The organism is Kitasatospora sp. NBC_00039 (assembly GCF_045160625.1).
Classification (GTDB): domain Bacteria; phylum Actinomycetota; class Actinomycetes; order Streptomycetales; family Streptomycetaceae; genus Kitasatospora.
In genome coordinates, this window is sequence record NZ_CP108289.1 from 892,673 (window position 1) to 919,187 (window position 26,515).

General features: G+C 74.2%; 25 protein-coding genes and 1 pseudogene. 15 read left to right on the forward strand and 11 right to left on the reverse strand.

The features are described from left to right. Positions 1-131: 131 nt before the first annotated feature. The 3 genes from OG286_RS04380 to OG286_RS04390 all read right to left on the reverse strand — a co-directional run bounded on the left by OG286_RS04380 (position 132) and on the right by OG286_RS04390 (position 2,850). Positions 132-860 carry a polysaccharide deacetylase family protein gene (locus tag OG286_RS04380; protein ID WP_396322237.1) on the reverse strand — a complete coding sequence of 243 codons (729 nt, stop codon included), beginning with the start codon at positions 858-860 and terminating at the stop codon, positions 132-134. A gap of 11 nt (positions 861-871) precedes the next feature. Continuing rightward, positions 872-1,678, reverse strand: a complete 807-nt coding sequence (locus tag OG286_RS04385) for an SDR family NAD(P)-dependent oxidoreductase (RefSeq protein WP_396322236.1) — start codon at positions 1,676-1,678, stop codon at positions 872-874. A 284-nt stretch (positions 1,679-1,962) separates the two neighbouring features. Continuing rightward, the gene (locus tag OG286_RS04390; protein ID WP_396322235.1) at positions 1,963-2,850 is read right to left on the reverse strand and encodes a DMT family transporter; all 888 of its coding nucleotides are present in this window, start codon (positions 2,848-2,850) and stop codon (positions 1,963-1,965) included. Positions 2,851-3,206: 356 nt separating this feature from the next. Between OG286_RS04390 and OG286_RS04395 the strand changes: the two genes are divergently transcribed. The 4 genes from OG286_RS04395 (at position 3,207) to OG286_RS04410 (ending at position 5,929) form a co-directional block, all read left to right on the forward strand. Next, entirely contained in the window at positions 3,207-3,614 is a 408-nt protein-coding gene (locus OG286_RS04395; protein ID WP_396322234.1) for a YciI family protein, read from the forward strand. Positions 3,615-3,622: 8 nt separating this feature from the next. After that, a complete protein-coding gene (locus tag OG286_RS04400) occupies positions 3,623-4,768 on the forward strand; it encodes an RNA polymerase sigma factor (RefSeq protein ID WP_405363887.1) in 1,146 nt (381 codons plus the stop codon). Positions 4,769-4,916: 148 nt separating this feature from the next. Further along, positions 4,917-5,159 (forward strand): hypothetical protein, encoded by a 243-nt coding sequence (locus OG286_RS04405; RefSeq protein WP_396322233.1) that lies wholly within the window; start codon positions 4,917-4,919, stop codon positions 5,157-5,159. A gap of 140 nt (positions 5,160-5,299) precedes the next feature. Next, positions 5,300-5,929, forward strand: a complete 630-nt coding sequence (locus tag OG286_RS04410) for a DUF3050 domain-containing protein (RefSeq protein ID WP_405363051.1) — start codon at positions 5,300-5,302, stop codon at positions 5,927-5,929. Positions 5,930-5,939: 10 nt separating this feature from the next. On the opposite strand, the pseudogene OG286_RS04415 reads toward OG286_RS04410, so the two are convergent. Further along, positions 5,940-6,395, reverse strand: a pseudogene (locus OG286_RS04415) (acyltransferase); the annotation flags it as partial. A 186-nt stretch (positions 6,396-6,581) separates the two neighbouring features. Between OG286_RS04415 and OG286_RS04420 the strand changes: the two are divergent. The 4 genes from OG286_RS04420 to OG286_RS04435 all read left to right on the forward strand — a co-directional run bounded on the left by OG286_RS04420 (position 6,582) and on the right by OG286_RS04435 (position 11,261). Then, positions 6,582-8,945 (forward strand): FHA domain-containing protein, encoded by a 2,364-nt coding sequence (locus OG286_RS04420; protein WP_396322232.1) that lies wholly within the window; start codon positions 6,582-6,584, stop codon positions 8,943-8,945. An 80-nt stretch (positions 8,946-9,025) separates the two neighbouring features. Further along, entirely contained in the window at positions 9,026-9,568 is a 543-nt protein-coding gene (locus tag OG286_RS04425) for a hypothetical protein (protein WP_396322231.1), read from the forward strand. 284 nt (positions 9,569-9,852) lie between these two features. Then, positions 9,853-10,842 carry a serine/threonine-protein kinase gene (locus tag OG286_RS04430; protein WP_396322392.1) on the forward strand — a complete coding sequence of 330 codons (990 nt, stop codon included), beginning with the start codon at positions 9,853-9,855 and terminating at the stop codon, positions 10,840-10,842. A gap of 44 nt (positions 10,843-10,886) precedes the next feature. Then, positions 10,887-11,261, forward strand: coding sequence for a DUF1304 domain-containing protein (locus OG286_RS04435; protein ID WP_396322230.1), 375 nt, complete (start codon positions 10,887-10,889; stop codon positions 11,259-11,261). A 75-nt stretch (positions 11,262-11,336) separates the two neighbouring features. On the opposite strand, the gene OG286_RS04440 is transcribed toward OG286_RS04435, so the two are convergent. Then, the gene (locus tag OG286_RS04440) at positions 11,337-12,674 is read right to left on the reverse strand and encodes a streptophobe family protein (protein WP_396322229.1); all 1,338 of its coding nucleotides are present in this window, start codon (positions 12,672-12,674) and stop codon (positions 11,337-11,339) included. Positions 12,675-12,896: 222 nt separating this feature from the next. Between OG286_RS04440 and OG286_RS04445 the strand changes: the two genes are divergently transcribed. Beyond that, on the forward strand, positions 12,897-14,318 hold the full coding sequence (locus tag OG286_RS04445) for a DUF6777 domain-containing protein (protein WP_396322228.1): 1,422 nt from the start codon (positions 12,897-12,899) through the stop codon (positions 14,316-14,318). Positions 14,319-14,618: 300 nt separating this feature from the next. After that, positions 14,619-16,133, forward strand: a complete 1,515-nt coding sequence (locus OG286_RS04450; RefSeq protein WP_396322227.1) for an MFS transporter — start codon at positions 14,619-14,621, stop codon at positions 16,131-16,133. A gap of 67 nt (positions 16,134-16,200) precedes the next feature. Here OG286_RS04450 and OG286_RS04455 read toward each other — a convergent pair whose 3' ends face one another. The 4 genes from OG286_RS04455 to OG286_RS04470 all read right to left on the reverse strand — a co-directional run bounded on the left by OG286_RS04455 (position 16,201) and on the right by OG286_RS04470 (position 18,354). Continuing rightward, complete coding sequence (locus OG286_RS04455) at positions 16,201-16,740, reverse strand: hypothetical protein (RefSeq protein ID WP_396322226.1); 540 nt, start codon at positions 16,738-16,740, stop codon at positions 16,201-16,203. Further along, positions 16,737-17,033: an Ada metal-binding domain-containing protein gene (locus OG286_RS04460; RefSeq protein ID WP_396322225.1), complete on the reverse strand. Its 297-nt coding sequence runs from the start codon at positions 17,031-17,033 to the stop codon at positions 16,737-16,739. The genes OG286_RS04455 and OG286_RS04460 overlap by 4 nt, the downstream gene beginning before the upstream one ends. A 12-nt stretch (positions 17,034-17,045) precedes the next feature. Continuing rightward, positions 17,046-17,765, reverse strand: a complete 720-nt coding sequence (locus tag OG286_RS04465) for a 2OG-Fe(II) oxygenase (protein ID WP_396322224.1) — start codon at positions 17,763-17,765, stop codon at positions 17,046-17,048. Between the two features lie 82 nt (positions 17,766-17,847). Beyond that, positions 17,848-18,354: a methylated-DNA--[protein]-cysteine S-methyltransferase gene (locus tag OG286_RS04470; RefSeq protein WP_405363046.1), complete on the reverse strand. Its 507-nt coding sequence runs from the start codon at positions 18,352-18,354 to the stop codon at positions 17,848-17,850. A gap of 339 nt (positions 18,355-18,693) precedes the next feature. Between OG286_RS04470 and OG286_RS04475 the strand changes: the two genes are divergently transcribed. From OG286_RS04475 to OG286_RS04485, 3 genes are all read left to right on the forward strand, one after another. Beyond that, entirely contained in the window at positions 18,694-19,452 is a 759-nt protein-coding gene (locus OG286_RS04475; protein ID WP_396322222.1) for a DUF1775 domain-containing protein, read from the forward strand. A gap of 238 nt (positions 19,453-19,690) precedes the next feature. After that, positions 19,691-20,296: a DUF5134 domain-containing protein gene (locus tag OG286_RS04480; RefSeq protein ID WP_396322221.1), complete on the forward strand. Its 606-nt coding sequence runs from the start codon at positions 19,691-19,693 to the stop codon at positions 20,294-20,296. A gap of 320 nt (positions 20,297-20,616) precedes the next feature. Further along, positions 20,617-22,143 (forward strand): tyrosinase family protein, encoded by a 1,527-nt coding sequence (locus OG286_RS04485; RefSeq protein WP_396322220.1) that lies wholly within the window; start codon positions 20,617-20,619, stop codon positions 22,141-22,143. A 212-nt stretch (positions 22,144-22,355) separates the two neighbouring features. Here the strand turns inward: OG286_RS04485 and OG286_RS04490 are convergent, their stop codons facing one another. Beyond that, positions 22,356-22,763 (reverse strand): hypothetical protein, encoded by a 408-nt coding sequence (locus tag OG286_RS04490; protein WP_396322219.1) that lies wholly within the window; start codon positions 22,761-22,763, stop codon positions 22,356-22,358. Between the two features lie 450 nt (positions 22,764-23,213). Between OG286_RS04490 and OG286_RS04495 the strand changes: the two genes are divergently transcribed. Then, entirely contained in the window at positions 23,214-24,287 is a 1,074-nt protein-coding gene (locus tag OG286_RS04495; protein ID WP_396322218.1) for an ATP-binding cassette domain-containing protein, read from the forward strand. Further along, complete coding sequence (locus tag OG286_RS04500; protein ID WP_396322217.1) at positions 24,284-25,096, forward strand: ABC transporter permease; 813 nt, start codon at positions 24,284-24,286, stop codon at positions 25,094-25,096. The genes OG286_RS04495 and OG286_RS04500 overlap by 4 nt, the downstream gene beginning before the upstream one ends. Positions 25,097-25,181: 85 nt before the next feature. On the opposite strand, the gene OG286_RS04505 is transcribed toward OG286_RS04500, so the two are convergent. Then, on the reverse strand, positions 25,182-26,408 hold the full coding sequence (locus OG286_RS04505; protein ID WP_396322216.1) for a cytochrome P450: 1,227 nt from the start codon (positions 26,406-26,408) through the stop codon (positions 25,182-25,184). Positions 26,409-26,515 lie beyond the last annotated feature (107 nt).

The following is a 26,515-nucleotide window of genomic DNA, read 5'->3' on the forward strand; positions in this document are numbered from 1 at the left end:
GGGCTGTAGCAGGCCGGAGCAGGGCGGGTAGCAGGGGCCGGATCGGGCGGTGCCGGAGCACGTGGGCCGGAGCACGTGGGCCGGAGCACGTGGGCCGGAGCACGTGGGGCTACGGCCGCCCGCCCGGCGCGTCACGGCACGCCGTGGTCGCGCAGCGGGCCGAGGGTCAGGCCGTGGCTCCGGCAGTGGGCGGCGATCAGCGGGAGGGCGCCGAGGGTGGCGCGCCAGGAGCCGGGGGCCGAGGTGCAGTCCGAGTCGTGGAGCAGCAGAGTGGCGCCGCCGGTGAGGCCGGGGCGGGCGGTCGCGAAGACGGAGTCGGCCGTGGCGCGGTCGGTCCAGTCCCGGCCCCAGGCCGTCCAGAGGACGGTGCGCAGGCCGAGGCGGTGGGCGGCCAGCGCCGGGCCGGCCGTGCGGACGCCGTAGGGCGGGCGGTACCAGCGCGGCCGGGCACCGCAGAGCCCGGTGACCGCCTCGGTGGCGCGGCGCAGCTCCCGCAGATCACGCCCCGGGGCCGGGTACCACTGCTGCCGGTGGTGCCAGCCGTGGACGGCCACCTCGTGGCCGCGGGCCACCAGTTCGCGGCCGAGGCCCGGGGCGCGTTCCAGCATCGCGCCGAGCAGGAAGAAGGTGGCGCGGGCTCCGATGCCGTCGAGGGCGTCGAGGATGTAAGGGGTGCTGCGCCGGTCCGGGCCGTCGTCGAAGGTCAGTGCCACATGGCGGGGTTCGGTGCCGTACCCGGCGGTGCGGCGGGCCACCGTACGGCGGACGGCGGTCAGGCGGACGGCGGCCGGGGAGAGGTGGACGAACTGGACGCCCGCCACCGCCAGGGCGGCCCGGCGGACGGTACGGGCCCGGTCCATCGGCGCCTGCCTCAGCCGAACCGGGCGGCCATCCGCCGGAACGCCCCAGGTGCGACGCCGTGGATCCGGGCCGGGAAGCCGAGCCAGCGCGGGACGAACGGCCGGTCACAGGCGGTGGTGAGAGTGGCGAACACTGTCTCGGCGACCAGTTCGGGAGTGACCGGGCGGGGGCGTTCGCGCTGGTACGGGGTGCCGCGACGGGCGAAGAACGGGGTCTCGACCGCACCCGGCAGCACGATCCGGACGCCGACGCCCGTCCCGCGCAGCTCGTACCAGAGGCTCTCGGCGAACATCGCCAGCCCGGCCTTGGTCGCGGCGTAGGCGGCCTCGTCGCGCACGCCGACCTGGCCGGCGATGGAGCCGAGCAGCACGATCCGGCCGCGGCCGCGCTCCAGCATTCCGGGCAGAAGGAGGCGGACCAGACGCAGTGGGGCGGCGAGGTTGACCTCGATCATCCGGTCCAGGGTGTCGGTGGGCGTCTCGGCGAAGGGGCCGCGCCAGCCGAGGCCGGCGCTGGCGATCAGCGCGTCCACCCGGCCGGCGGCGGCGAGGGCGGATTCGGCGAGGCGCTGCGGGCCGTCCGGCTTGGCGAGGTCCTCGGGCAGGGCCCGGCCGCCGGTGCGGGCGGCGACATCGTCCAGGCGGGCGCGATCCGTTCCGGAGAGGAGCAGCTGCCAGCCGGCCGTACCGAGGCGGGTCGCCGTGGCGGCGCCGATGCCCGAGGAAGCGCCGGTCACCAGGACCACCGGCGGGTCGGCCACGGGCCGGCGGGGCTTCCGGAATGGCTTCCGGAAGGAGTGCTGGGCTTCGTCCGTCATGGCTCCTGCCGCTCTGTGCGCGCCGCGCCGTCGGCCGGGTCGGGCGCGGGGGTCCCGAACGTGCGTCCGGCGCGTGTGCCCTGCATGGCCTGTGCCGTGTGGCCTGTGCCTGCTCGGTTCGTCCGGTGTGTTCGGTCCGTCATGTTTTGCCCGGCAAGCCACCTTCGCACGGCAGCGCCGTCCGGGCGACCGGGCACCGTTCGGGGCACGGGTGCCGTTCGGCGAGCGCAGGTGTCGTTCGGGTGCGCAGGTGTCGTTCGAGGTGCTTGAGGCCGTCCGCCGGCCTACCGGGGTGGCAGCGCGGCCTCGGCGGCCTCGTCCGGCGCCGGACGGGCACTGGGGCCCACCTCGGGCTCCACCTCGCCGAAGCGGGAGAGGACGAAGGTGCCGCCGACCGCGACCGCGAAGCCGGTCAGCGCGCACCAGCCGTAGCCGGGGCGCGCCGCGTCCCCGAGCGCGACCACCCCCACCAGGGCCGGGCCGAAGGTCTCGGCGACCGTCCCTGCGGCCGTCGCCGCCGTCACCGTCCCGCGTTGCAGGGCGAGCGCGTACGCGAGATAGCCGCCCAGCCCGCCGACGGCGAGCGCGTACGCCGCCGGATCGGTGAAGACATCCGCCGGGCCGGCGGTGTCCAGGACGCGCACGGCCAGGCTGGTCACACCGAAGCCCACGCCCGCGAGAAGTCCGAGGCCGACCGCCGCCGCGTTGCCGCTGCGCCGGGCCAGCACCAAGGTGAGCAGCAGCATCAGCGCCGTGGTGGCCAGCAGCGACCAGTGGAAGGCGGGCGGGGCGTGGTCGCGGCCCTCGTGGCCGGAGCCGAGCGCGAGCAGGGTCAGACCGGCCACCACCGCCGCGATCCCGGCCAGGTCGGAGCGGCGCAGCCTGGCGCCGAGCAGCCGGGCGGCGGCAAGCGCGGTGACGGCCAGGCTGGCGTTGGTGACCGCCTGGACGAGGAAGAGCGGGAGGGTGCGCAGCGCGACGATGCTCAACGCGAAGCCGGCGATGTCCAGGCCGGTGCCGAGCAGGAACTGCCAGGAGCGGGCCAGCGCGGCCAGCAGCCCGACCCGCACCCGGTCCGCCCGGGGAGCCGACCGGGCGCCGCGGGCCTGGAAGACCGACCCGAAGCCGAAGCAGACGGTCGCGACCAGCGCGGTGGTGAGTCCGAGCAGCATGGCTCTCCCAGCCTCGGCGGCAGGATCCACCACCAGTCTCTGCCCGCACGGCCGGGCCCGCACCGGAGGCGGCATGAGTGGGAGGTGAGGTGACCGGCGGCGAGGGGCGGGCCCGCGTTGTGCCCGGGCCCCCGGCGTCCGGGCGGGGCCTGCCGGACACGGCACCGGACCTCGTTCCGTCCCGACCTCGCGCCACGCCGCGCCGCGCCGTGGACCGGAGCGCCGCGAGGCGGCTCACCCGGCTCGTCCCCGGGCGCCAAAATAATTCCGACCGCGATGTCGAGAACCGGTGGCCGGCTCCGTCCCCGCACTGAGAGCGACCACAATGGGCCGCACCAGTACCGAGGAGAAACACGATGGCCAAGTACCTGCTTCTCAAGCACTACCGTGGCGCCCCGGCTTCGGTCAACGACGTGCCGATGGACCAGTGGACTCCGGAGGAGATCTCGGCGCACGTGCAGTACATGAACGACTTCGCGGCCCGGCTCGAGAAGACCGGTGAGTTCGTCGACGGTCAGGCACTCGCCCCCGGGGGGACGTTCGTCCGGTACGACGGCGAGGGGCGCCCGCCGGTCACCGACGGCCCGTTCGCCGAGACCAAGGACCTCATCGCCGGCTGGATGGTGATCGACGTCGACAGCTACGAGCGCGCCGTCGAACTGGCCGGGGAGCTGTCGGCCGCCCCCGGGGCGGGCGGGAAGCCGATCCACGAGTGGCTCGAGCTGCGCCCCTTCCTGTCCGCGCCGCCCACCATCACGGAGTGACCTCATCGATGGACGAGGCCCTGCTCCGGAGCCTCTCACCGAGCGTGCTCGCCGTCCTCGTCCGCCGCGGAGCCGACTTCGCGGCGGCCGAGGACGCCGTGCAGGAAGCGCTGGTCGAGGCGGTCCGCGTCTGGCCGGCCGACCCGCCGCGGGACCCGAAGGGCTGGCTGATCACCGTGGCCTGGCGGAAGTTCCTCGACGCGACCCGGTCCGACGCCGCCCGCCGCCGCCGTGAGGACCTCGTCGACGAGGAGCCGGCGCCCGGGCCCGCACCCGCGGTGGACGACACGCTCCAGCTCTACTTCCTGTGCGCCCACCCGTCGCTGACGCCGTCGTCCGCGGTCGCGCTCACGCTGCGTGCCGTCGGCGGGCTGACCACCCGCCAGATCGCGCAGGCCTACCTGGTGCCCGAGGCGACCATGGCACAGCGCATCAGCCGGGCCAAGCGCACCGTCTCCGGCACGCGCCTCGACCGGCCCGGCGACGTCGCCACCGTCCTGCGCGTCCTCTACCTGGTCTTCAACGAGGGATACTCCGGCGACGTCGACCTCGCCGCCGAGGCCATCCGGCTCACCCGGCAGCTCGCGACCCAGGTCGACCACCCCGAGGTGGCCGGGCTGCTCGCCCTCATGCTGCTCCACCACGCCCGGCGCGCCTCCCGGACGGCACCCGACGGCAGCCTGGTGCCGCTCGCCGAGCAGGACCGCGCCCGGTGGGACACCAGGGCGATCGCCGAGGGCGTCGGGATCCTGCAGGCGGCCCTCGCCCGCGACCGGCTGGGCGAGTTCCAGGCCCAGGCCGCCATCGCGGCACTCCACGCCGACGCGCCCACCGCCGAGGAGACCGACTGGGTGCAGATCGTCGAGTGGTACGACGAGCTCGTGCAGCTGACGGACAGCCCGGTCGTGCGGCTCAACCGGGCGGTGGCCGTCGGAGAGGCCGACGGACCACGCGCCGGCCTGGCCGCGCTCGCGGCGCTGGACGACGCGCTGCCCCGCCACACCGCGGTGGCGGCGTACCTCCGCGAGCGCGACGGCGACGTGGCGACGGCGGCACGGCTGTACGCCGAGGCGGCCCGGAAGGCGCCCGACCTCGCCGAGCGCGACCACCTGACGCGCCGGGCCGCCCGGCTCAACGACCGCCGGCGCCCCTGAGGGACCGTGCGTGGACGCCCCCGCGGCACGTGGCGGGGGCGTGGCGCGGCCCCGTGGCCGGGGCGGTCGCCCCGGCCGGCCGGGCCAGGCCCGGAGATACCGGCGAAGAACCTGGTTGCGCTGTCGGCCTCGAACAGGGGATGGCGACGTGCCTCCGACCCATTTCTCCACCACTGATCGCAACTCCGGGCGAGTCGACGACTCCAACCGCAGCTGCGGCATCGGCGCCGAGATACTGGCCACCGCCGCCGAGGAGATGCGGCTCATCGCGCCACCTCGCCGGATCACCCGCCCGGACGGCGCGGTGCTCCCCTTCGCCCCCGCGCTCGACCGCGCCCTCCAGCCCGGCCGCGAGCAGTTGCGGCACGCGCTGCGCGCCGTCATGAAGTAGCGCCGTCATGAAGTAGCGCCGTCATGAAGTAGCGCCGTCATGGACTCGGACCGTCAGGAAGTAACTCGGCTGCGGCGCAACCTCTTTGCGATGTGTCTTCAGCGTGACAGAATCCTGCCCCACCCGTGAGGGAGCTTCACATGTCCAACAACCGTTACCACTGGGATCGTTCACACCCCGGCCTGACCAGCCTCCAGCAGGCGATCGACCCGCTGCGCCGCGAGGTCGTCGGCCACACCGTCTACTGCGGCCTGAACAGCATCGGCCGGGTCCGCATGTTCCTGGACCGGCACGTCTTCGCCGTCTGGGACTTCATGTCGCTGCTGAAGAGCCTCCAGCGCGAGCTCACCAACGTCGACGTGCCGTGGGTCCCGGACGGCCCGACCGCCAGCCGGCGGCTGATCAACGAGATCGTCCTGGTGGAGGAGAGCGACGAGCTCGGCGAGGGCTACACCAGCCACTTCGAGCTCTACGTCGAGGGCATGCGGCAGGCCGGCGCCGACCCGAAGCCGGTCGAGGACTTCCTGGAGCTGCTGCGCGCCGGTACCCCGGTGCCGGAGGCGCTGAAGAGCGCCGGGGTGCCGCAGGCCGCCGTCGACTTCACCTCGACCACCTGGGAGATCATCGAGAACGCGCCGGTGCACTGCCGCGCCGCCGCCTTCGCGTTCGGCCGGGAGGACCTGATCCCCGACATGGATCTTCCGTCAGTTCTGCCTCCGGGAGCTCCGCACCCTCGGACGCGGCGGACCAGGCGTGCATCAGCAGCATGAAGCTCTGCAGGTCGCCGATCGCGTGGTGCCAGGAGCGGCCGAGCACCGTGCCGCCGCCCGAGGGCCGGGTGAGCCGGACGGTCAGCAGTGGGACGCCGCCGGCCCGCGCGGCCGGGGCGTCCACCGGGTCGACCAGTTGCCCGCCGGCCGAGGTGACCCGGCCCATCGCCTCGGCGAGGGTGCCGTCCACGTCGTAACTGTCCATCGGAACACCGAAGTCGTCACAGACGGCCTCCAGCGCGCCGCCGACGGTGCGCAGCCGTCCGGCGAACACCGGGACCCGCTCCAGCGCCCGGGCCAGCCCTGCGGCGAGCCGGTCCTCGTCCAGGGCCTGTTCGAAGAAGAGGACGACCGAGACGGAGAGGTCGGCCAGCATGGTGTCCATCAGCCCGCAGCGCAGGACCGTTCCGGAAGCCCGGCCGACCCGGACGAGCCGGGAGTCGCGCAACTGCGGCCAGACGCTCATGTGTCCGCCCCGGGGCTCGCGAGGAGTCGTGCACAGCAATGACAGGGCGGCACCCCCGAAGGGCGGGGCGGCACCCCGAACGATAGGGCGGCGGCCCGGTGCACATCCAGTGGTCCAGTCCAATTCCCCAGCCTGCCGGGCCCGCTCCACCCTGCTGCGCCCGCCCCACCGGACTAGACTCCAACCATGGGAGAGCGCGCAGGCGCGCCCGTCGCGCCGCCAATGGTTCTTGTCACCGACACGGACTCGCAGCTGATCGACCCGGGCCGGGCGTACCACGTCGGCCGCGACCCGACCAGCGAGATCGTCCTCGACGACCCCCGGGTGTCCTGGCACCACGCCGTGCTGCACACCACCGACGGCCACTGGCAGCTGGAGGACGTCGGCAGCACCAACGGCACCTTTGCCGACGGCCGCCGGATCCAGCAGGAGGACGTCGTCCCCGGCACCCGGCTGCGGTTCGGCGACCCGGCCGAGGGCCCGGCCGCGACCTTCGCCGGCCTGCCCGCGCCCGCCGCCGCCGAGCGGCCCTCGCTGGTCGCCCCGCAGGCCTCCGGCGTCTTCCGCCAGCCCAGCGCGATCATCCGGCTGCCGGGCCGCACGGCACGGATCGGCCGGGCGGGCGACAACGACCTCGTCCTGGACGACCTCCTCGTCTCCCGCCACCACGCCGAGCTGCGTACCCTCCCCGACGGCGGCCACGAGATCGTCGACCTCACCAGCCACAACGGCACCTACCTCAACGGCCGCCCGGTGACCCGGGCCCCGGTCGGCCCCGCCGACATCATCGGCATCGGCCACTCCGCGCTCTGCCTCTCCGGCGACGAGCTGGTCGAGTACACCGACACCGGCGAGATCTCGCTCAACGTCCAGGGCCTGGTGGTGCGGGTCGGCCCCGACCACCGGGTGCTGCTGGACGACGTCGGCTTCCCGCTCGCCGAGAAGGCCCTGCTCGCGGTGGCCGGCCCGAGCGGCGCCGGAAAGTCCACCCTGCTCAACGCCCTCACCGGCCTGCGCCCGGCCGACGAGGGCACCGTCCTCTACGACGGGCGCGACCTCTACCGCGACTACGCCGAGCTGCGCCGCCGGATCGGCCTGGTGCCGCAGGACGACATCCTGCACACCCAGCTCACCGTCCGCCGCGCGCTCTCCTACGCGGCCGAACTGCGCTTCCCCGGCGACACCACCAAGGAGGAGCGGGAGGCCCGGGTCGACCAGGTGATCCACGAACTCGGCCTGGACGGCCGCGCCGACCTGGTGATCTCCAGTCTCTCCGGCGGCCAGCGCAAGCGCGTCAGCGTCGCCCTGGAGCTGCTCACCAAGCCCTCGCTGCTCTTCCTGGACGAGCCGACCTCCGGCCTGGACCCGGGCATGGAGCGCTCGGTGATGACGATGCTGCGCAGCCTCGCCGACGACGGCCGCACGGTCGTCGTGGTCACCCACAGCGTGCTGAGCCTGTCCGTCTGCGACCGGCTGCTGGTGCTGGCCCCCGGCGGCCGCACCGCCTACTACGGCCCGCCCGGCGAGGCGCTGGAGTTCTTCGGCTACTCCGAGTGGCCGGAGGCCTTCGAGGCGTTCGAGAGCGAGGACCACGCCGCCTGGCAGCGCCGGTACCGGGAGTCCCCGCAGTACCAGCGGTACGTGGCCACCGGCTCCGTGCCGGTCGTCCCCGCCGCCCACCCGGCCGAGGCCGGGAGCCCCTTCGGGCGGGAGAAGCCGCAGGGCTGGTTCTCCCAGCTGGCCACGCTGGTCCGCCGCTACACCGCCGTGCTGGCCGCGGACCGGCTCTTCCTCACCGTGATGATCGCCCTGCCGTTCATCATCGGCGTGATGTGCCGGGCGATGGCCGGCTCCCGGATCTCCTCCGACAACGCCATCAACGTCGTCCTCACGCTCTGCATCGGCGGGCTGCTCACGGGCTCCGCCAACGCCGTCCGCGAGGTGGTCAAGGAGCGGCCGATCTACCAGCGCGAACGGGTGGTCGGGCTGTCCAGATCGGCGTACCTGGTCTCCAAGGTGGTGGTGCTCGGCACGATCACGGTGGCCCAGGCCGCCGTGCTGACCACCGTCGGCCTGGCCGGGGTGAACCTCAGCCCGACGCTGGCCACCGGGGTCCGGGTGCACAGCGGCGTCGTGCTGCCGCCGCTGGCCGAGCTGATCCTGGCCGTCGCCATGCTCTCCTTCTCGGCCATGATGCTGGGCCTGCTGGTCTCGGCGCTGGTCCGCAAGGAAGAGGCCACCATGCCGATGCTGGTGCTCCTCTCGGTGGTGCAGATCGTCTTCAGCGGCGCCATGCTGAAGCTGCACGGGGTGCCCGGCCTGGAGCAGTTCGCCTGGCTGGTGCCCTCCCGCTGGGGTCTGGCCGCCATGGCCCAGACCGTCGACCTGCACACGATCTTCCCGACCGCCATCACCGCGGACCCGCTGTTCCGCCCCGACCGCGCCCGCTGGCTGCGCTGTATGGGCATCCTGGTGGGCCTGTCGACGGTGCTGTTCTTCGCCGTGCTGGCTCTGCTGCGCCGGCAGGAGCCGGCGATCATGCGGAAATAGCGGGAGCAACGGAAGCAACGAAGTAGCGAGAACCCCGGAAGCAGCCCGACGAGAAGCAGCCGGGAGACAGGCAGCCGCCCATGGACGAGTTCGCGTTCCGCCCGACCCACGTCGCCCCGCCCGACGGGATGGCTACCTGGGCGGCGCCGGACCCGGGCATGCCCTCCACCCCATTGGACCCACTGCTGCCGGTCCGGCTGATCGGCCGGCAGGGCGACTGGGGGCAGGTGCTCTGCTCCAACGGCTGGTCCACCTGGGTGGACGGCCGGCTGCTGGTCGCCCTCCCCGACGCGCCGCCCGCCGCCACCGGCCCGCCCGCCCGGACGGCCGACCCGCGCCCGGCGCTGGCCGAGGCCGAGGGGGTGCTGGCCCGCTACCGCTCCCTGCTGGAGGACCTCGCCGCCGGCGGCGCCGACCTGGCGACCTTCCAGGAACGCTCGCGCGGGCTGCGGATCGGGCTGGTGATCGCCGGCGAGGCGCTCTGGGTGTTCGATCCGGTGCACGACCGCTGGTGCTACTGCGACGGCCTCCAGCTCCAGACCTACGCCGTGTCCGGGCACCCGAAGTCGGTGCCGCCAGCCCCGCCCGGCGCGTACGAACCGACCCGGACGGGCGAGCCGTGATCCCCCACGACCGGCCCGGCGGCGCGAAGCCGGACGGACCCGAGCCCAACGGCCCGAACGCGGCCCGCCCGAACGAGGCCGACCCGGACCAGGTCGGCACGGAACCGAACGGACCGAACGGACCGAACGGACCGAACGCGCCAAATGGGCTGAATAGGGTGAATGAGCCAAATGGGCCGAACGGCACGGCACCGAACGGCCGGGACCAGGACGGCCCGGACCGCGACGGAACGGCGTCCGCTCCCCCGCGCGCCACGGAGAGCGCCCCGAGCCTGCCGTCCGGCATGGTCGGCCGCCAGGTGGCCGGCTACCGGCTGGAGGCCGAGATCGGGCGGGGCGGCATGGCGGTCGTCTACCGGGCCAAGGACCTGCGGCTGGGCCGGACGGTCGCGGTCAAGCTGCTGGCGCCCGAACTGGCCCGCAACGAGGTCTTCCGCCAGCGGTTCATGCACGAGTCGGAGGCTGCCGCCGCGATCGACCATCCGCACATCATCCCGGTGTTCGAGGCGGGCGAGGCCGACGGCATCCTGTTCATCGCGATGCGCTACGTCGAGAACGGCGACCTGCGCGGCCTGATGAACCGTGGCGGCCCGTTCCCGGCCGAACGGGCGGCCCGGCTGGCGCTGCAGATCGCCTCGGCGCTCGACGCCGCGCATGACCGCGACCTGGTCCACCGGGACGTGAAGCCCGGCAACGTGCTGGTCGCCGCCGGGACGGACAGCGACCACCCCGAGCACCTCTACCTGGCCGACTTCGGCCTCACCAAGAAGTCGCTCTCGCTCAGCGGGCTGACCAGCGTCGGCCAGATCGTCGGCACCCTGGACTACGCGGCGCCCGAGCAGATCTCCGGCCGGCCGCTGGACGGCCGCTGCGACCAGTACAGCCTGGGCTGCGTGGTGTTCGAGATGCTCGCCGGAGCGCCGCCGTTCCGCCGTGAGAGCGACCTCGCGCTGCTCTGGGCCCACCTCAACGACCCGCCGCCCGCCTTGCGCGACCACCGCCCCGACCTGTCCGCCGCCGTGGACGCCGTGGTGGCCCGGGCGCTCGCCAAGGCCCCCGACCAGCGCTACACCGACTGCCTGGCGTTCGTCGCCGACCTGCGGGCGGCGATCGCCGGCGGCCCCGCGTCCGGGTCGGACGACGCCTGGCAGTCGGGCGGGCCGCCGACCCAGGTCGTTCCCGTCCAGGGCCCGGCCACGCCCGGCGGACCGTCCGCCGTCCCCGAGCCCCCGTTTTGGGCGTTCCCGGTCGTCCACCCGCCGCCGCGGCGCTGATCCCCCGCCCGGCCCGAGCCCGTCCCCCTGAACGCGGAGCCCCCATGAACGCCGTCAGCCAGCTCTTCGCCCTGCTCGCCGCCGCGATCCACGTGATCGTGTGGCCGCTGGAGAGCTTCCTCTACGGGCACCCACGGGTCCGCTACCTGCTCACCGGCAGCACGGCGGACGCGCCCGAGGTGCGGCTCTGGCGCTTCAACGTCGGCTTCTACAACCTGTTCCTGGCGCTCGGCCTCGCCGCCGGCGTCACCGCCCTGCACACCCGCCACGAGACGGCCGGCCGCGCGGTGGTCGTCTACGTCAGCGCCTTCATGATCGCTGGCGGGATCACCCTCTTCGTCTCCGAGCCCAGGCTCTGGCGCGGCGCCCTCGGCCAGGCGGTGCCCCCGGCGGTGGTCCTGATCGCCCAGCTGGCCTGAAAGCGGTCACCCACCCGGCCCGCGACCGGTCACCCACCCGGCCCGCGACCGGTCACCCACCTGGCCTGAGACCGGTCAGGTGCCGCCGACCTCGCCGCGCCGCCCCAGCCGCGCCGCCAGCAGGCCGCCCAGCCAGCCCGCCACCAGGCCCCACGCCGCAGCCAGGGGGACGGCCACCCAGAACTGGAGGCTCAGTGTGAGCGCGCCGCCGCCGAGTCCGGCCAGCGGGTTGCTGCCGCCGAGGACGGACCCGAGGAGCCCGCCCAGGCCGTCCTCGCCGACGCCGACGCCGAGCACCGAGAGGCCGTAGTCGGCGGAGACCCGCGTCCAGACGCCGACCAGCAGCAGGGTGACGGCCGCCGCCACGCCCAGCCGGACGGCGTGGCGCCAGAGCCGGACGCCACGCGGTGAGCGGTACGCGGTGAGGACGCCGGCGGCGAGCATCAGCGCGGCGGCCAGCGGCAGCAGCCACCAGGCGCGGGCGTCCTGGTCGGCGAGGGTGCCGAGGCTGACGGTGGCCTCCTGGCCGTCCGGCACGCGGAGCACCTCGGCCAGCACCTTGGGAACCGGCAGGCCGACCGCGCCGGTCAGGTGGCCGTGCCACTGCGCGCCGAGCCCGACGCCGAACGCGAGCCAGGCCAGGTTGGGCAGGGCCAGCAGCAGGACGGCCATCGTCTCCCGGGCGTTGCCGTGCACGGCGGCGGTGAGCAGGCCCACGACCACCCCGATCGCCACGTAGACGAGCAGCACCAGCAGCATCGCGAACGCGGCCGGGCGGACGGCCTGTTGGAACGGCACCAGGGCGCGCGGCAGCGGCGCCCGGCGGGAGACCGCGAAGGCGGCCGCCAGGACGACCAGCAGCCAGAGCAGCCCGAGGCCGATGGTGCTCGCCGCCTCGGCGTGGAAGCCGATCTCGGGGGTCAGGCCGAGGGCGCCCCCGAGCTGCTGGGCGAGGTCGTTGCCCACCGCGACGGTGAAGGTGTGCCGGGCGCCGAGGGTGAGCAGGACGAGCGCCACCACCCAGACGGCGGCCGTCCGGGCCACCCGGCCGAGCAGCTCGCCGCCGTGGGCGACGGCCCGGAAGCGCAGCTGGCGCAGGAACACCTCGGCCATGGCCAGCGCGCCGAGCAGGCCGACGGTCAGCGGCATCGCCGTGATCCCCGCGTCCACCTGGGCGAAGAAACCGGCGCCGCCGTCGAGCTGGACGGACCCGCCCACGGCCAGCGCCAGCGCGGCGGCCAGCACGGACGGGAATCCGCCGCCCGGGAGCTCGTCGGCGCCGGCCGCCCAGAGGCCGAGCGCGGCGACGGCCGCCATCGTGGCGAGCCCGGCGAGGACGACTGCGAGCGCGTCCAGCCAGCCGCGCAGGACGCCGGGCGGACCGGCCGCCGCGGTGGGGGGCTCCGGATGCATACGGGCTCCTGGTGGACTCGGGTACCCCCCTCGCGTCTGCTCCCAGATTGACCCAGGACGGTCCGCCGCGCGCTGCGTACGGACGGTCACGACGACGCCTACCGACGGGTTCGACCGCTTCACCTGCTGTTGCGGCGTCCGGTCGGCGGGGGCAGAAATGGAAGCGGTGGGGGAGCCTGCTGTGCCGGCCGTTTCGCCGGCCGCCTGCGAAACGGAGCCTCGATGAGTTCCCAACCGCCTTCCGGCCCGCCCTCCGGGCCGCCTTCCGGACCCCCGTCCGGCCCGCTCTCCGGGCCGCCCTCGGGCGGACAGTCGGGCCCGCCGTCCGTTCCCCCGTCCGGGCCTTCCGGGCCTTCGGGTTTCTCGGGCGGCGGCGGCTCGTCCGGCGGTGCGCCGGGTGGCCCGCCCGGCGGGCGTCCGACGCCGTGGTGGCGTTCCGGCAAGAAGCTGGCGCTGGCGGCGGGCACGGCGGCGCTGGCCGTGGTGGCGACGGTGCTGATCGTCAACAGCAACAGCGGCAACAGCGGCCAGGCCAGCGACGCCATCCCGGCCGCCAACGAGGTGGCGCTGCAGTCTCCGAGCGATCCGGGCCCGGCGCCGTTCACCCCTTCGGTGGAGACCGCCGGCGTCTCCGCGCCGGCACCGACCTCCGCCCCCGCCCAGCCGACCGGCACCACGAAGACCACCGCAGCGGCCTCGCCGACCGGCATCCACAACGTGCAGGGCTCGTCGGCCGGGCTCTACGCGGGCGCCGAGTCCAAGCCGGCCTGTGACGTGGAGCGGCTGATCTCCATGACGTCGACCGGGGACACCGGCCGGGCCTGGGCGTCCGCCCAGGGGATCGAACAGTCCGCCATCCCCAGCTACATGCGCTCGCTGACCTCGGCCTACCTGCGGACGGACACCCGGGTCACCAACCACGGCTACAAGGGCGGCGCTTCGGTCGCCTACCAGTCGGTGCTGCAGGCCGGCACCTCCGTCCTGGTGGACTCCCAGGGCGTGCCCCGGGTTCGCTGCAGCTGCGGCAATCCGCTGACGCCTCCGGCGCTGGTGAGCAACGCCAAGTACACCGGCAAGTCCTGGACGGGCTTCCAGCCGTCCACGCTGGTCGTCGTGGTGCCGGCGCCGAAGCCGGTGAGCGAGTTCGTCATGGTGAACATCTCCACCGGCGGCTGGTTCGCCCGGGTGACGGGGCAGATCAAGGTGGTGGACCGGCCGGTCCAGCCGCCGAAGGAGCTGGCTCCGGGGATTCCGCCGGCCGCGCCGATGAAGCCGGCCTCTCCGTCGGCCTCGATGTCGGGCTCCACTTCGGGCTCCACCTCGGCCAGTACGTCGGGTTCGGGCTCGGCCTCGTCCTCGGGCGCCAGTTCCGGTTCGACCTCGGGCTCGACCGGTCCTTCGACCGGGTCGGCCTCGGCCTCCAGCTCCTCCGCTTCGCCGTCCGGCCCGTCGTCCTCGGCGAGCAAGGGCTCGGCATCGGCCTCGTCGTCGACCTCCTCCGCCGGCCCGACCTCGTCCTCGCCGCCGGGCCCGTCCTCCGCGAGCGTGACGCCGTCCACGGCGACGACGACCGCGAAGACGGCGACGGCGAGCACGACGACGGGCACGACGACCGCGAGCACGGCGACGGGCACGACGACCTAGGCCCACCGGTCGGCCACGACGACGGCGACCTGCGCGACCGTCTCGCCCTCGACCCTCCCGCCGTGCACCACTCCCGCGGGCGGCACACCCAGCTGACCCGGCCGTTCCCACGCCGCGGGGCGCCTCGGACCCACCGAGGCGCCCCGCCGCCGTTCTGTCCCAACCGACCTGGCGGTTGGATATTCAAACGCACTGACGCTAAAGTGGGTCGCGATTTCAAACCCACTGGCCCCTCCACCGCCCGGGAGCCCCTCGTGACCCTCCCCTGCCCTGCCACGACCCGCGTCCGGGAGGTGCCCGATGCCGCCTACTGACCGCAGCGGGACCGTCCTGCTGGCCGCCTGCCTCGGCCTGTTCACCGTCTTCGTGCAGACCACCCAGACCATCGGCACCCTCGGCGCCGTCCGCGCCGACCTCGGCCTGGACGCCGCCGAGCTGGTCTGGATCCCGAGCATGTACACCCTGGTGGTGGCGTCCGTGGTGCTCGGCGCCGGTGCCTTCGCCGACCGCTGGGGGCGGCGGCGGATCTTCCTGCTGGGCACGGTGGCGATGGCCGCCGGCGGCCTGCTGCTGGTCTCGGCCGACAGTCTCGCCGCCGTGCTCGCCGGGCAGGCGGTCGCCGGCCTCGGCGGCGCGCTGATCACCCCCAGCTCGCTCGCCCTCGTCACCCACGCCTTCCCGGACCCGCGCCGCCGGGCCGGGGCGATCTCCGCCTGGGCGGCCGCCTCCGGCCTCGGCCTCGCGCTCGGGCCGATCGCCGGTGGGCTGGCGCTGCGCTGGTCGACCTGGCACACCGCCTTCTGGCTCGGCCCGGTGGTCGCCGCGGCCGCCGCGGCAGCCGCCCTGTGGGGCGTGCCGGAGTCCCGGGTCGAGGGCGGCCGGCTGGACTGGACGGGGCAGCTCCTCGCCACCGCCGGGCTGGCCCTGCTGATCTACTGGCTGATCGACGGCGGCCACCACGGCTACCTCGCGGGCGCACCGCCGGCCGCCGCCGTCGCCGCGGTCGTCCTGCTCGCCGTCTTCGCCGTGGTCGAACTGCGCCGCGACCACCCGCTGCTCGACCTGCGGCTGATGCGCAACCCCTCGTACAGCGCCGCCCTGCTGCTCGCCGCCACGGTGCTGTTCGGCTTCGTCGGCCTCTCGCTGCTCCAGGTGCTCTGGCTGCAGCAGGTGCGCGGGCTGACCGCGCTCCAGGTGGGCGTCCGACTCCTCGCCGAGTTCGGCATGTTCATCGCCGCCTCCGTGCTGGCCGGGGTGCTCGGACGGCGGGTCGGGGCCACACCGCTGATCTTCACCGGACTGCTGCTGGCGGCGGCCGGCGCCGCACTGTTCGCCGGCGTCGGACCGGCCGACGGATTCGGCGGCTACGCCCCGGCACTGGTGGTCTTCGGCTTCGGCTGCGGCCTGGCCAACGCACCGTCCACCGCGCTGGCCGTCGGCCACGTGCCGCGTGGCAAGGAGGGCGTGGCGGCCGGCACGGTCAACGCCGCCCGCCAGGTCGGCGCGGTCCTCGGCACCAGCATCCTCGGCACCCTGATGACCACCCGCTTCGAGGACCGGCTCGGCAGCCTGGCGCGCCCCCGACCCCAGGACGTGGCGCAGGCGTTCACCGGGGCCGTCGGCCACGCGGCCACGGTCGGCGCCGTCGTCCTGCTCGCCGGAGTGGCGGCCGGCGCAGCACTGCCGGCCCTGGCCCGCCGCAACCGGCCCGCTCCGGCCCCGGCGTCGGCTTCGGTCCCGACCCCGGCTCCCGATTCCACTTCCGCTCCCGCTCCCGCTCCCGCTCCGACGGAGACGGTCGTCGCGCCGAACTGAGCCACCGTCAACAGGCCTACTGTCACACACCGGTGCTCCGGGCCGGCCCTGGACTGCCGCCCGGGAGTCACCGCCCGGCCGGCTCCGGCGGGTAGTAGGCGATGAGTTCGCCGCCGATGCGCCATGAGCCTCCGTCGGCGGCGGCTCCCCGCATGCCCGAGAGGGTTGCGGCACCGGCCAGTTCGACGGCGGTGATGCTGCCGGTGGAGGCGAAACCGAAGGTCCGGGCCGGATCCCAGTCGGTGCTGTGGCGCAGCCGCCTGCTCATCCGGGACCAGCCCTGCGGCCCGCCCGCGACGACCCACGCGTCCGGGGTGGCGGCGGTGAAGCGGCGCGCGGGCCGCAGCCAGGAGGCGGCGTCCTCGGGCCAGTCCACGACGGCGAGGACGGTTCTGCCGGCCCCGCGCCAGACGCCGGCGAAGGCGTTCGCGGCGGCCACGGAGGCGGCGTCGCGGCCGTGGCCGATCACGACCATGCCGATCCGCGGCCGAGGTGACGCCAACAGGCCGAGAAGTGCGAAGAGTTCGGCCTCGGTGTGCGGCTCGGGCGGTGGTGGGTGGCCTCCCGGACGCGGGGCGAGGGGCGAACGGCTGCGCGCGGTGCTCACGTCTCCTCCTTCCTCCGCGCCTTCCAGGCCGCGTACTTGGCGGGCAGACAGACCGCGCACGGGCGGTAGCCGGCCGCGACGGCCGCCGGCTCGTCGGCGAAGAACACCCGGTGCCGCACGTACCCGCCGGCCGCGAGGGCGCGGAGCGCGGACGGGCAGTCGAGCCGTCCGTACAGGCGGGCCCGGCGGTGGCCGCCGAGCGTGCCGGGAGTGGTGCTGCGGTATCTGCGGCCGTCCGCGCCGAGCAGCGTGAACGCCGGCCTAGCGGGCGCGGGCGGGAGTTCCTCGGTCACGGCCACGGCGGGTCAGGCGGCATCGTGGAAGACGAGCCCGAGGGTGTGGCGGCACCCGCTGCGAACGGTGCTCACCCCGTGGCGCATCGGTGCGGCCGACCATCCGCGCGCCGAGGCCACGGGCCGGTCACGGGTGGTGAAGACCAGGCCGTGGCCCTGGCGGAGAGTGACGGACGTCCCGCGGGACTGGGCGCGCGGGCGCTGCTCGACCATCAGGAACTCCCCTCCGGTGTAGTCGGCCCCGGCGGCGTCGAGGCCGATCACCACCTGGAGCGGGAAGACGAGGTCGCCGTAGAGGTCCCGGTGCAGGGCGTTCCAGTCGCCGCGGCCGTAGCGCAGGAGGATCGGGGTCGGCCTGGTCTGCCCGGCCTCGTGGCACAGGTCCAGCCACTCGGCGAGGCCGTCCGGCCACGGGGCCGGACGGCCGAGCCTGGCGGCCCAGTCACGGGCCACGGGCAGCAGACATGGGTAGAGCGCCTCGCGCAACTCGGCCAGCAGTGCGGGGAAGGGCTCCTGGAAGTAGCGGTACTGGCCGGAGCCGAACCGGTAGCGAGCCATGTCGACGGTGGAGCGGAAGTGCCCGACCTCGTCGTAGAGGCCGGCGATCGCGGCGCACTCCTCGGGAGTGAGCAGCGACCCGGTCGGGGCGCAGCCGAAGGCGTCGAGCTCGCCGGCCAGCGCCGGCCAGTCGGTGGCGGCCAGGCGGTCGGTGGGCTGGGTGGTGAGGGTCATGGGTTCGTCTCGTCCGAGGTCAGGGGCGGGTTCCGAAGGGGGTGGCGGGCGGCGTCCGTTCGAGGGCCGCCCGGTGCCGCGCTCAGGCCGCCCGGGTCGCGCCCTCGTGGGCGAGGAGTTGCTGCTTGCGGCCGAGGCCGCCGGCGTAGCCGGTCAGCGAGCCGTCCGCGCCGATCACCCGGTGGCACGGGCGGACCAGCAGCAGCGGGTTGGCGCCGATCGCCGCCCCGATCGCGCGCACGGCCGAGCGCGGAATGCCGGCCCTTTCCGCCAGGCGGCCGTAGGTGGTGGTCGTGCCGTACGGGACGGTCTCCAGCGCCGCCCAGACCTGTCGCTGGAAGTCGGTGCCGCGAGTGGCGTACTCCAGCTCGAACGTGCTCCGCCCGCCGGCGAAGTACGCCCGGATCTGCCGGGCGATCTCGGCGAAGGCCTCCGGCCGGTGCGTCCAACCGTCCTGGACGACGGCGGCGTTCCTCTGCCCCGTCATGGACACCGAGACCAGCGCGGTGCCGCCGGTGGCGGTGGCGGAGGGCTCGCCGACCAGCAGCAGCTCCCCCACCGGGGTGTCGATCGTGGTGTAGGCGGTCATCGTGGCGCGCCCCTTTCTCAACTGTCCGTCTTTTCCGTGTCGTTCTGCGTCCACTCTGCGGGTCGTCGCGCGCGGTGTCCGGCGGGATTCGGACACGGCGTTGCGGCCGACCGGCGTTGATCACCGGCCGCAAGCGGACCATCGCGGCGACTCGGCCGGTCTCCCGGGAGCGCAGCGTGAAGCGCGACGTCGGGTGCGCGTGGCCGCTGTGCGACGTGAGGGCCGAGCACCGCGTCCTCGCTGCCACCGCCTCGGTGCCGCTGCGGGGTGAGCACGGCATCGATCCCTCCGCTTCCCGGGCCGGTCCGGCCCGTCGTGGAGGCGAGCCGGACCGGGCTGGTGCACGATGGCTGCGTCACGGCCGTACTCGGAGCGGCCACCGTCTCCCGGGAGAACGCCGTGTCCGTCCTCTGCTCACGCGCTGTCGCCCGCGCCGCGACCATTGCTGCGTCGACCGCCGCCGCCGTCGCACTGACCGCCACCGCGGCTCTCGCGCACGTCGAGGTCGAGTCGGACAACGCCCGGGCCCTGGGCACGGACGTCACGGTCACCTTCACCGCCGAGGCGGAGTCGAGCACCGCGGGTCTGGCGAACTTCCGGGTCGTCCTTCCGGAGGGCATCAGCCCGGGCGACGTCACGCTCGCGGACGCCCCCGCCGGCTGGACGTTCGCCGCCACCACCGACGGCTACACGGTGGGCGGACCGGCCCTCGCGGTGGGCCAGGACGCCGTGTACAAGGTCACGATCAGCCGGCTGCCCAACACGGACGAACTGGTCTTCAAGACCCTGGAGACGTACAGCGACGGCCATGTCGACCGCTGGATCGAACTGCCGCAGAACGGCTCGGAGCCCGCGCACCCGGCCCCCGTCCTGAAGCTCACGCCGGCATCGCCCGGTGCCACGCCGCCGGCCTCGTCCACCGCTGTGACAAGCACCGGCCCCACGGGCTCCGTCACGGCTGTCGCGAGCACCGCCGGTGACGGGGACGGCTCCTCACCCGCTGTCCCCATCGCCGTCGGCGTCGGCGTCGCCGTCGGCGTTCTGGCCGTCGCCGGTGCCCGGTGGTGGCGGCGCGGACGGGGCCGCTCCACAGGCTGACCGGTTGCCCGAGCGAAGCGGTGTCGCCTTGCACGGTGGGTGAGTTGGGCGCGGAAACGGACGGTGACCGGATCGCCTCCGCCCCCGTGCGGTCCCCGCGAGCGTCGAACGGCACCCCGGCCTACCGTGGTGGTAGGAGCGCCGGCAACCCGCGGCCGACTGCCCCGCGGTGCGAGGGCGGCTCCGCTGCCGGCGGCTCCTCACCGGGCCGGAGTACGGCCATGGAACGGGGGTTCCCGTGCAAGAACCCGTGATCGCCACCGCCCTCCTGATCACCCTGACCGGCTGGTGCGCGGTCCACTGCGTGCTCGTCATCGCAGGGCGTCGCTGCCCGGACCGCCGGCTGGAAGCGACCGAGATCGTGATGGCGCTCGCCATGGTCGCGATGATGGCTCCGGCGTTCGACCCGCTGCCGAACGTCCTGTGGGCGGCCCTGCTCGCCGCCTCTGCGGTCTGGCCGGCACTCCTCCTGGCGGAACGGGTGGGCCACCACTCCGGCTCGGCGTCGGCCGGTACCTGGCACCACTACCCCCACCACGTTCTCAGCGCGGCCGCGATGGCCGCGCTGATGCTCTTCATGGCGCCGGCGCACCACCATGCCGGTGGCGGTGCCCCCCACGTGGGCACCCATGCGGCGGTGCCGGAATGGACGCTGCTCACCCTGGCCGCGTACTTCTTGGGCTACGCCGTCTGTGGAGTCGGTTCACTGCTGCCGCGCCCGGCCGCCGGCGTCCGGCTCGTCAGCGCCAGTGAACCGGTCCTCCTGGCCTCCCCCGGGCCGGTTGCCGCGCGGCGGACGGTGATGGCCATCGGCATGTTCTACATGCTGGTCGGCATGAGCTGACCGCCGAGCAGTCCCCGGCCCGACGACCGACAGGGGGTGAGGCGCCGTCGCACCTCAGCGCCAGGAAGCGGGACGGCTCCGGCGGTGCGTGGACGCCGTGTGCGAGGGCTCGCTCCTGTCGAACGGGTGGACTCCCGGCCTCGCCGCCGCTCGTCCGGATGGTGAGCCAGGTTCACTCCCCTGAAGGCTTGTGGACGAATCCTGATGGGTCCGGCCGTCGGCTCCGGTAAGGATCTGGGGCGCCCACTCGGGCTCCCCCCACAGAACTTAGGAGCAGCATGGCGAACGGTGTCGCGTTTGTGCGGCAGGACGCTACCAAGATGGAGTCCACCTGGGATCCGGTGCTCTACTGGTACGCCCGGGCCGTGGGAAGGATGCAGCAGCGGCCGGCGACGGACCCGACCAGCTGGGTCTTCCAAGCGTGTATCCACGGCGTTCCGCCCACCGTGTCGGAGACGAACGAGGCCTTCAACCAGTGTCCGCATGGTGGCTGGTTCTTCCTTCCGTGGCACCGGGGCTACCTCTGGTACTTCGAGCGGATCGTCCGCGCGGCCATCAAGGAGATCGCCGCCGAGGAGAACATCACCCCCGACCCCTCCACCACCTGGGCCCTGCCGTACTGGGACTACGCGCTGGGCGGCCCCGGCCGGGACCCGGCCACCGACTTCACCCCGCGTGCCCTTCCGGAAGCCTTCCGCAGCCCGAAGATGCCGTCCAGTCCGGACGGCGACGACCTGACGCTCGACAACCCCCTCTTCCTTCCGGACGCGCCGGTGCCCGACTCGGAGTTCTGGGACACCCCGCATCGCGGTCTGGGCAAGAACGCGGCCTTCGAGGTGCTCCGCTACACGGACGTCAATCCCTTCACCGCCATGAGCCAGCCGGTCTTCGCCGCCACACGCAGCCATCAGACGACTCACCAGCCGAGCTTCGGCAGCGAAATCAGCTACACCACCCTGGACCACTTCCGCCGTGGCGGCTTCGGTGAGCTGGAGCACGTTCCGCACAACCAGGTCCACAGTGGTCTCGGCGGTTGGATGGGCATGGTGTCCGGCTCCCCCCGTGATCCGATCTTCTGGCTGCACCACAGCAACATCGACCGGCTGTGGTCGAGCTGGCTGAGCCGGGACAACGTCAACCCGAACCACACGTCCTGGTTGGACAAGCAGTTCATCTTCTTCGACGAGAACGGGCAGATTCAGCAGCCCACGCCCAAGGAGTTCCTGGGCATCGATCCACTCGACTACGCGTACGACTCGCTGACCGACGGGACGGGGACCCCGCGCGCCATCGTGCCGCCCGCCCCGGTCATCCGAGCGGGCGAGCGAGTACTGGCGGCCGCCGCGGCCAACCCCCGGCAGCTTCTCAGCGTCCAGGGGCCGACCGAGGTGAGCCTGGAGCCGGCCGGCGACGCCGGCCGAGCCATGGCGGCCGCGGTCGCCGGCGACGTGCCGGAATCCGGCCTGATCCTCACCGTGCACGGTGTACGCACGAACGTGCCGCCCGGAACGCCGTTCCACGTCTTCCTCAACGGTCCCGGGGACGAACTCGACCCGGACGGGCCCTACTTCGTCGGCTGGATCTCCTTCTTCGGTGCGGCGGACCTCGACGGCCTCCAACACGACCACGGCGGCCACGACGTGAGCTTCGACGTCACCGAGCAGGTCCACCGGCTGCGGGAACAGGGTCTGCTGCCGGACGGGCCGGTCACCGTCTCGATCGTGCCGTCCATCCCCCAGCCGGTGCCGGGTGCCGTCGCGGGTGCCGCCGCAGGGGCGGCTGCTGCGGAGGCCGTCGTGGCCGGCCCGCAGCCCAGCTTCGAACGCATCAGCCTCACCACCCTGTAACCGTCCAACCGCCGCCGCACACCCGCGGGCCGTCGACTGACTCGGCATCCGTCGACGGCCCGCGGTCGGCACTGGTGGGAGCGGGTGACCGGGTCGGCCCGCTGATCGAAGCCGGGCGATGCGCACTCCCGGCCGTGCAGACCTTCCTTCTCGCCGGCATCGCCGAGGCGCACCGCGTCGGTGAGGGAGGCCGTGTCCGAGGGAAGCTCGTGCTACCGGTCGGCTGGGCCTGCCGCCGGACCGGCGCAGCTGTCAGGGCCGGCCGGACAGGTCGTGTCCGCGCCCCGGCCGTTCCGTTCGTCGCCGAGGACCGCATCGACCTCGGCGGCGGACTGTTCGGGGCTCTCGTCGAGTCCGTTCCCGGCCCGCACCTTGTCGGGGTAGAGCTGCTCGTCGGTGCCGAAGCGGGGGGAGCTGTCGGGGGCCGTCGTGAACTCCGTCGGCTTCTGCCGGCCGACGTCGTCCGGGCTCCACGGATGCCACGACAGCAGGCCGGCGGGCGCGGCGGCGATCACCACCACGGCGAGCGCATCCCTCCAGACCCTCCACTGGCGGATGCGCCCGCTCGCACGGTCGGGCGGGCAGGCATCGCTGCGCCAGGATCCGGCGAAGGCCCGCACCGACCCTTCCCCAGACCGGGGCGACCGTACGGGCGGCGCGTTCCCCGCCGGTGGGCGGGCAGCGGCGCCCGGGACCGCGGGAGGCCGGTGGAGACCGGTCAGGGGCAGCGGGCTGGAGGCCTGGACAGACATGCGGCGCGATGACTCCTGTACGGGGACGGACAACGACACGGTTGTGTAGGAGATAACGCCCCGGATCCGACCGCCGGTTCAGCCGACCGCGCGGGCGGGCAACGGTGGAACCGACTGTTCGCCGGGCTCCGGCCTGCCTGCGGCACCGGCACGTCCGGCGGGATTCGGCGCGGCGTTGCGGCCGGCCGGGGTGGCCGACGGGGCGAACGCGGGGCCGCGGCGCTGCCGTGGGCGTGGACCGCGGGGGAGGCGACAATGGAAGAAGGTCCGGCCGGGCCGGTCCCGGCGGCAACCGTCATCGCGAGTGGGGACGTGCCCATGGGACAGGCAGCCATCAGCGTCGTCGGTCTCAGCAAGCGGTTCGGGTCGGTGACCGCCCTGCACGGGGTGGACTTCGACGTCCCGGCCGGAACGGTGTTCGGCCTGCTGGGACCCAACGGCGCGGGGAAGACGACGGCGATCCGGATCCTGACCACCATCCTGCGGCCGAGCGGCGGCCACGCCGCCGTCCTCGGGCACGACGTGGTCCGCGAGGCGGCGACGGTGCGGCGGCTGATCGGCCTGGCCGGCCAGTACGCGGCCGTCGACCCGAACCTCACCGGGCGGGAGAACCTGCGCCTGATCGGGCGCCTCACCCAGCTCCCCCGCGCCCGTCGGCGCCCCCGGGCGGCCGAGCTGCTGGACCGCTTCGACCTCGCCGAGGCCGCCGACCGCCCCGTCCGCACCTACTCGGGCGGAATGCGGCGCCGGCTCGACGTCGCCGCGGCCCTCGTGCCGGAGCCACCGGTGCTCTTCCTCGACGAACCGACCACCGGCCTGGACCCGCAGAGCCGCACCGCCCTCTGGGAACTGATCCGCGAACTGGTCCGGGACGGCACGACCGTCCTGCTCACCACCCAGTACCTGGAGGAGGCGGACCGGCTCGCCACCCGGGTCGTGGTCGTCAACGAGGGCCGCATCATCGCCGACGACACCCCCGCCGTCCTGAAGGCCCGGCTCGGGAACACGGTGATCGAGCTGGGCATGGGCGACGAGGCCCGGGCCGTCCGGGCCGCCTCCCTGATCGCGAACCGCGTCGGCGAACCGCCCGAGCGCGAGGGCGCGCTGCTCCGACTGGCCTCCCGGGACGGGTCGCGGCTGCTGCTCGACGTCCTGCACTCACTGGAGGCCGGCCGTCTCGTCCCGCACACGGTGACCGTCCGCGAGTCCAGCCTGGACGACGTCTTCCTGGCCCTGACCGGACGCAGGACGCGCGATGCGGGGCCGGCCGGGGCGCCCGCGCCGGGCGAGGCCTCCGCGCCCACCGGCGACTCCGCGTCCGCCGGTTCCCCCGCGCCCACCGGCGGCTCCGCACCCGTCGACGACCCCGCCTCTCCCGGAGGCCCGTCATGACCGTGATCGACGCCGGGCAGCTCGGGCAGCTCGGCACCCGCATCGCCGCGCCGGTGCGGGACGGCCTCGCGGTGGCCTGGCGCAACCTGATCGCGCTGCGCCGGGTGCCGCGGCTGCTCGTCTTCTCCACCATCCAGCCGCTGGTCTTCGTGCTGATGTTCCGCTACGTCTTCGGCGGAGTGGTCGGGCCCGCGCTGCCGCCCGGGGTCGACTACGTGGACTTCCTGATCCCGGGCATCTTCGTGCAGACCGCCGTCTTCGGCTCGATGAACACGGCGATCGGCCTGGCGACCGACATGCAGACCGGGCTGATGGAGCGGTTCCGTTCGCTGCCGATGGCGCGGTCGGCGGTGCTGTCCGGCCGCACGACGGCCGACCTGGCGCGGAACGTGTTCGTGGTGACGCTGATGACCGCCGTCGGTTTCGCCCTCGGGTTCCGGATCCACGCGGGCGTGGCCTCGTTCCTCGGCGGGGTCCTGCTGGTGCTGGCGTTCGGCTTCGCGATGTCGTGGATCTTCGCGGTGGTGGGTCTGGCGGTCGGAGATCCGGAGACCGCCCAGGCCGCCGCGTTCCCCGTGCTGGCGCCGCTGGTGTTCGCCTCCGCGGCCTTCGTGCCGGTGAGCACCATGCCCGGCTGGCTCCAGGCCTTCGCCGACCACCAGCCCGTCTCCAAGACCGCCGAGGCGGTCCGGGTCCTGGTGCTCGGCGGACCGGCCGTCTCCGCGGTCTGGGAGGCGCTCGCCTGGGACGCCGGGATCGTCGCGGTCTTCGCGCCGCTCGGCGTCTGGTTCTACCGCCGGGCGGTTTAGGTCCTGTCCGGCCGAGAGCGGCGGGGAGGTGCGGGCCGACCCCGGCCCGGCTGCCGGAGGTGCCCGGAGCGGGGGCGGCTGTGCCTCAGCCCCGCAGGCGCACCGGAAGGCTCTGCACGCCACGCAGGAGTGTGCTCGCCCGCCAGCGGAGGTCGGCGGGCTCGGCGTCGAGGGCGAGGTCGGGGAAGCGTCCGAGGAGGGAGAGCAGGGCGATGGCGGCCTCCGTCCGGGCGAGCGGGGCACCGAGGCAGTGGTGGATGCCGTGGCCGAAGGCGAGGTGGCCGCGGGGTTCGCGGCGGATGTCGAAGCGGTCGGGGTCGGGGAAGTGGCGCGGGTCGCGGGAGGCAGCGGCGAGTGAGACGAGGACGCTGTCGCCGGCGGGGATGGCGGTGCCGCCGATCTCCAGTGGTTCGGCCGCGAAACGGAAGGCGGCGGCGCCGACCGGCCCGTCGTAGCGCAGGGTCTCCTCGATCGCGGCGTCGACCAGGCCGGGATCGGCTCGCAGGGCGGCGAGTTGGCCAGGGTGAGTGAGGAGGGCGAGGGCGGCGCGGGAGATGAGGTTGACGGTCGTCTCGTGCCCCGCCACGAGCAGCAGGAAGGCCATGCCGAGGAGTTCTTCGGCCGACACCGGGGGCACGCGGTCGCCCCCGGGCCCGTCGCCGGTGGCCGGTGCGGCGACCAGTGCGCTCAGCAGGTCCCTGGCGGGGGTGGAACGCCGGGCCTCGATGAGGGCGCCCAGGTAGTGGGTCATGCCGGCGACCGCCGCACCGGCGGCCTCGGCGGAGCCGGGCGCGACGATCTCCGCCGACCAGGCGTGGAAGTCGCCGTGGTCGGCCGCCGGTACACCGAGCAGTTCGCAGATGACGGTCATCGGCAGCGGCAGGGCGTAGGAGGCGACGAGGTCGGCGCGGCCGGCGGGCGGCAGGGCGTCGGACAGCGCGTCGAGCAGGCCGTCCGCGATCTCCTGGATGCGGGGGCGCAGCGCCTGGATCCGGCCGGGGGTGAAGTCGCGGGCGACGAGCGTGCGGAGCCGGGTGTGCTGGGGCGCGTCGGTCTGGAGCATGTTGAGGCCGATGGCGTGGCCGCCGTCATCGCTCCAGGAGGAGGAGTGGCGGATGTCGTTGCGCAGCCGGGGGTCGGTGAGGGCGGCCCGGGCCTCGTCGCGGGCGACGACCAGCCAGACCTCCCCGGACTCCGGCACCAGGACGCGGTGGACGGGCCCCTCGGCGCGGAGTGCGGCGTAGACGGGGTACGGGTCGGTGGTGACGTCGAGACCTGCGGGGGCGAGGTCCTGAAGCGTTGGAGCGGTCACGGCGGTCCCTCCCGGCGGAGCAAGCGGGGACTGTTCCCCGATTAACGGTCCGACCGTACCAGGAAACGGGGATTGTTCCCCAGTTCGGATGCCTCGGACCCGCGCCC